4 protein-coding genes and 1 pseudogene are annotated in these 4,136 nt (G+C 72.2%); all 5 read left to right on the top strand.

The features are described 5' to 3' along the window. Window positions 1-279: hypothetical protein (locus AB0K37_RS40630; protein ID WP_363991172.1), on the top strand; the 279-nt coding region annotated here is incomplete at its 5' end. Next, a complete protein-coding gene (locus AB0K37_RS40625; protein WP_363991169.1) occupies window positions 276-1,787 on the top strand; it encodes a ferredoxin in 1,512 nt (503 codons plus the stop codon). The genes AB0K37_RS40630 and AB0K37_RS40625, both read left to right, overlap by 4 nt. A gap of 127 nt (window positions 1,788-1,914) precedes the next feature. After that, on the top strand, window positions 1,915-2,547 hold the full coding sequence (locus tag AB0K37_RS40620) for a DUF4142 domain-containing protein (protein WP_345185837.1): 633 nt from the start codon (window positions 1,915-1,917) through the stop codon (window positions 2,545-2,547). A gap of 30 nt (window positions 2,548-2,577) precedes the next feature. Then, entirely contained in the window at window positions 2,578-3,849 is a 1,272-nt protein-coding gene (locus AB0K37_RS40615; RefSeq protein ID WP_363991166.1) for a DUF1996 domain-containing protein, read from the top strand. Window positions 3,850-3,918: 69 nt separating this feature from the next. Next, a pseudogene (locus AB0K37_RS40610) lies at window positions 3,919-4,136 on the top strand (hypothetical protein); the annotation flags it as partial.

Below are 4,136 nucleotides of genomic sequence, written 5' to 3'. Positions count from 1 at the left end.
GGCGATCAAGGACGAGAACCAGACGCTCGCCACGATCACCCTGCAGAACTACTTCCGCCTCTACATGCCGCCGCGAGGGCACGCGCCCGGGCGGCGGAGGACCGGTTCGACGATCCGCGCGACCTCGACGACCGGCGCGACTTCGGGGGCCGGCGGGACTTCGGCGGCCGGCGCGACCTCGACGACCCGCGCGACTTCGCGGACTCCCGGCAGACCGTCGCGGACCCGCGCGGCATGCCCGTGACCGGGCAGGGACGTGACACCGAGGTCATCCGATGACCTCGACCGTCACCGTCTCCAACATCGGCGGGCCGCGGCTGACGCTCGGGTTCGACCGGTTCGACCGGCTGGACCTCGACCGGCACCTGGCGGTGCACGGCAGGCTCCGCGCGCCGGCGCTGGACGACCTGGTGCGCATGGCCGAGCAGGTCGACCTGAGGGGACGCGGCGGGGCGGGGTTCCCGTTCGCCCGCAAGCTGATGGCGGTCGCGGCGCGGGTCAACCACCCGACCGCCGACCGGACCGCGCTGCTGCCCGGCGAGAGGGGCGACGAGCGCGGGTCCAGCGAGGACGTCGTCGTGGTGGTCAACGGCGCCGAGGGCGAGCCCGGCAGCGCCAAGGACAAGGTGCTGCTCGGCAGGGCGCCGCACCTGGTGCTCGACGGCGCGCAGATCGCGGCGAGCGCGCTCGGAACCCAGCGGATCGTGCTGGCCGTCGAGAGCGACGAGGCCGCCCGGTCGGTCCGCGCCGCGATCAGCGAGCGGCGGATGCCGGCCCGGGTGGTGCGGCTGACCGAGCGGTTCATCTCGGGGGAGAGCGGCGCGGTGATCCGCGCGATCAACGGGGAGACGCCGATCCCGCCGGGGGTCAAGGTCCGCGCGTCCGACTCGGGGGTGGACGGCTTCCCGACCCTGCTGTCCAACACCGAGACGTTCGCGCAGCTCGCGGTGCTCGTCTCCCTCGGCCCCGACCTGTACGCCTCGGCCGGGACGGAGGACGAGCCGGGCACCACGCTGCTGACGATCGGCGGGACGCAGGTCGTGGAGGCGCCGCTCGGCACGCCGCTGCGGGCCGTCCTCGACCACTGCGAGGTGCCGGCGTCGCCGGGCGTGCTCGTCGGCGGCTACCACGGGATGTGGCTCGACCCGGCCGCGGTGTCGCGAGCGGTCCTGTCGCGCGCCGGGATGCGCCGCGTCGGCGGGACGGTGGGCGCGGGGATCATCCTGCCGCTCACGCAGGGCACCTGCCCCCTCGGAGAGGTGACGCGGATCGCCTCCTACCTCGCGGCGCAGTCGGCCGGGCAGTGCGGGCCGTGCCGGCTCGGGCTGCCCGACGTCGTCCGGTCCCTGATGGCGCTCACCGAGGGGGCCGGGACGGTGGAGGACGTGCGCCGCGCCGCCGGCGTCGGCCGGGGGCGCGGCGCCTGCTCCCACCCGGACGGGACCGCCAAGTTCGTCCTGTCGGCGATGGAGGCCTTCACCGCCGACATCGACGCGCACCGGTGGGGAGGCGGGTGCGGCCAGTCGACCTACGGGGTGCTGCCGCTGCCGGTGCCGGACGGCACGGAGGGGCGGGTCGCGATCGACTGGAGCCGGTGCGACGGGCACGGCCTGTGCGCCTACCTCGTGCCCGAGCTGATCCAGCTCGACCGGTACGGCTTTCCCGTCGTGCTCGGAACCGACATTCCCTCGTGGATGGAGAAGGACGTTCAGAAGGCGGTCGCGATGTGCCCCGCATTGGCGCTCCGCGTCGTCGGCGGAGTCCCCGGGACGCCCTCGCGGCGCTGAATTCCCGGCGCAGAAAAAAATGACAACAGGTGGACATCGTTGAACCCCCCGGGCGTTCCGCTGCGTATCTCCGGACGAACCCGCGCCGGGTCCGTCGAGAGATCCTTGAAAGGAGGGACGAGAGCCCTTGAGGAAATCCTACGGAATCGCCGGAAAGCGCACGCTCCCGCGCCTCGGCAAAGGACGCCTGCTGCTGGTGCTGGCGGCCGCGGCCGCCGTCGTGGCGGCCTTCGCGGTCGTCATGAGCCCGGTCGGCACGCCCGCGAGCGGCGCGGCGAACCTCGGTGGCACCGTCAACACCCGCTGGGGCCGGCTCAGCACTCTGGACAGGCAGCTCCTGGTCAAGGTCCGGCAGGCCGGGCTCTGGGAGATGCCCGCGGGGCAGCAGGCCGCGCAGCGCGCGTCCAGCCCCCGGGTGAAGGAGGTCGGCGAGATCATCATGCGCCAGCACATGCAGCTGGACGCCGACACCCGCGCCGAGGCGCAGAAACTGGGCGTGCTCCTTCCCAACGAGCCCAACGGCAGCCAGAAGAGCTGGCTGAGGGAGATGTCGGGAAAATACGGCGCCGACTATGACAAGACGTTCGTGCTGCGGTTGCGTGCCGCCCACGGACAGGTCTTCACGGTCATCGCCAAGGTGCGCGCGGCGACCGAGAACACGGAGATCCGCGCGTTCGCCGAACGGTGCCTGAAATTCGTCAACACGCACATGTCGCTGCTGGAGAGCACGGGCCTGGTTCCCAGGCGCGCTCTGCACTGACGTACACCCCGCAAAGGGAGCAGTTTTTCGATGGGACGAAAGAAGAAAGCCTTCGCCGCGTTGATCCCGGCGCTGACCCTGGTCGCGACGGTCTACCAGGGAATCCCTGCCGCGGCGGCGGATCCGACGGCCCAGCCGACCGACCCGACGGCCCAGCCGACCGACCCCCAGGGAGGCCAGCAGAACGGCGGCCAGATGGGCGACGGCGGCCAGATGGGTGACGGTGGCCAGATGGGTGACGGCGGCCCGATCGACGGCGGCCAGACGACTCCGCCTGCCGACCCGCAGGGCGGCCAGCAGCCCGGCGGCGGCCAGAACGGCGGCCAGAACGGCGGCCAAAATGGCGGCCAAAATGGCGGGCAGAACGGCGGGCAGAACGGTGGGCAGGCTCCGGCGAATCCGAGCCTGCGCGCGGACCAGTTCGTCGACATCCGCAAGGCGCCGCGCGTGCGGCAGCCCCGCCGCGGCCGCCAGGCGTCGACCGGCGTGTTCGCGTCCAGCTGCGGCGTGAACAAGGGGCAGGCCCACAGCAACCCCGACAACGTGCTCGCCGCCCCGGGCGTCGTGAACGGCGCGCACCACATCCACGACTACGTCGGCAATCTCGACACGAACGCGTTCTCCACCGACGAGACCTTCGCCGCCGCCGGGACGACGTGCACCAACGGCGACAAGTCGGCCTACTTCTGGCCGGTGATCCGGCTCCGCGGCGGTCAGGACACCTCGGACCGGGCGCAGCAGAGCCAGGCGGACGGCAACGTCGGCAGCATCGTCACCCCGTCGAGCGTCAAGATCCAGTACCTCGGCAACCCGCGCGCCAAGGTGACCGCGATGCCGCGGTTCATCCGCGTCGCCACCGGTGACGCCAAGGCCGTGACGAACGGCCTGAAGAACGCGCACGCGAGCTGGACGTGCAGCGGTTTCGAGAACCGGGCGTTCACCGACAAGTACCCGCTGTGCCCGCGCGGCAGCAAGGTGGAGCGCGTGCTGAACTTCCCGAGCTGCTGGGACGGCCAGAACACCGACAGCGCCAACCACCGCGACCACATCCGGTTCGCGGACCCGCGGACGGGGCAGTGCCCGCAGGGCACGAAGGCCGTGCCGCAGCTGCGGATGACCCTGGCCTACAACCTGCCGGCCAAGCCGCTGGCGTTCGCGCTGGACAGCTTCCCCGAGTCGGGCCACGACCCGGTCACCGACCACGGCGACCTCATCAACGTGATGGACGACCAGCTGATGGCCAAGGCGGTCAAGGCGATCAACGGCTCCAGGGCCGGGACGCGGATCAAGCGCCGCCGCTGAGCGGAACCGGTCCGCGGGGCCCGGGCGCGCGTCCGCGCGTCCGGGCCCCCCGCGTCCTACGATCGCGGCATGAACATCGTGATCGCGGGCGGGCACGGGCAGATCGCGCTGCGGCTGTCCCGGCTGCTGGCCGCACGGGGGGACACCGTGCTGAGCATCATCCGCAACCCCGGCCACGCCGGGGACGTCCGGGACACCCCGATCATCGAGTACGGCTCGTCCAGCGCGCCGGGACGGAACGACTGCCGGTACAGGGTCAGCGCGGGCACGGTGTTCTCGGCGCTGAA

Source organism: Actinomadura sp. NPDC049753 (assembly GCF_040674655.1).
Lineage (GTDB): Bacteria > Actinomycetota > Actinomycetes > Streptosporangiales > Streptosporangiaceae > Spirillospora > Spirillospora verrucosospora.
This window is presented reverse-complemented; position numbering and strand designations above follow the sequence as displayed.

Bases quoted from the DNA above. Each gene is read 5' to 3' on its own strand.
- AB0K37_RS40625 (WP_363991169.1), top strand. From the start codon at position 276: ATGACCTCGACCGTCACCGTCTCCAACATCGGCGGGCCGCGGCTGACG.
- AB0K37_RS40615 (WP_363991166.1), top strand. From the start codon at position 2,578: ATGGGACGAAAGAAGAAAGCCTTCGCCGCGTTGATCCCGGCGCTGACC.